The organism is Nonomuraea aridisoli, assembly GCF_003236395.1.
Classification (GTDB): Bacteria; Actinomycetota; Actinomycetes; order Streptosporangiales; family Streptosporangiaceae; genus Nonomuraea; species Nonomuraea aridisoli.
Genome location: NZ_POUD01000613.1, coordinates 1 through 826 on the forward strand (window position 1 = coordinate 1; position 826 = coordinate 826).

The following is an 826-nucleotide window of genomic DNA, read 5'->3' on the forward strand; positions in this document are numbered from 1 at the left end:
CCCCCACACCGATTCCAACGACGCCCTCCACCGCCGACCGCCTCACCATCGCTTCAGAACCCCTCCTGGACCTGCGCACTGGAACCCACGGCCGCCGGCCGGAAAGAGCGCGCGAGACGCCCTCGGAGGGGCGGATGTCGTGACGCCCCCGGCCTGCGGGCGCCGACGATCTCGGCCACCTCGACGGGTTCCACCAGCCTCAGCTCGGCCCCTCGCACGGGGACGCCGGCGCCTATTCGTCACGCAGGTCGAGCAGCTCCAGGTAGCCGTGGACGGCCTCCCACAGATGGTGCTCCGGGTGGCGGCTCAGGCCGCGGTGCTCGCGGCGCCATTTCCGGTCCCAGTACGCCTCGTGGACGGCGCGCAGATGCTCCAGCGCCGTCCTCAGCTCCTCCGTGACGTCCGCGCGCTCCGTCCGGGCCTCCGGGTGCCCCTGGCGCAGCAATTCGAACCGGCGGCCTTCCAGCGCGTCCAGCACGGCCTCGTCGATGCCCGCCAGCGACCAGAACCGCACCGGCTCGCGGATCCGATGGTTCGCCACCGGATCGTGCCGGGACCGCCACCGGTACGCCACCCCGCCCTTGTCCAGCTCCAGGAAGTCGACCAGCCACGCGGTGCCGGGCGGCTGCGTCCCCCAGGCCACCTCCTCCGGCGGCAGGTTCAGCACGAAGACGACCTCGATCGGCTCGACCGGATCGGCCCCGTCCACCAAGCTTCCGAAGACGTACGCCTCCCGCAGGAACGGCTCGTCCACCGGCACCCGCCGGGTCTGCTCGCACGCCCGGGCCAGCATCCGCAGCCGCTCCACCGCCCGCCGATACCGCAC

1 protein-coding gene is annotated in these 826 nt (G+C 72.9%); it reads right to left on the reverse strand.

The window, feature by feature from the left end; genetic code table 11:
* Positions 1-232 precede the first annotated feature (232 nt).
* The coding region (locus tag C1J01_RS50925; protein WP_181449391.1) for a DUF7711 family protein at positions 233-826 on the reverse strand (594 nt) is incomplete at its 5' end.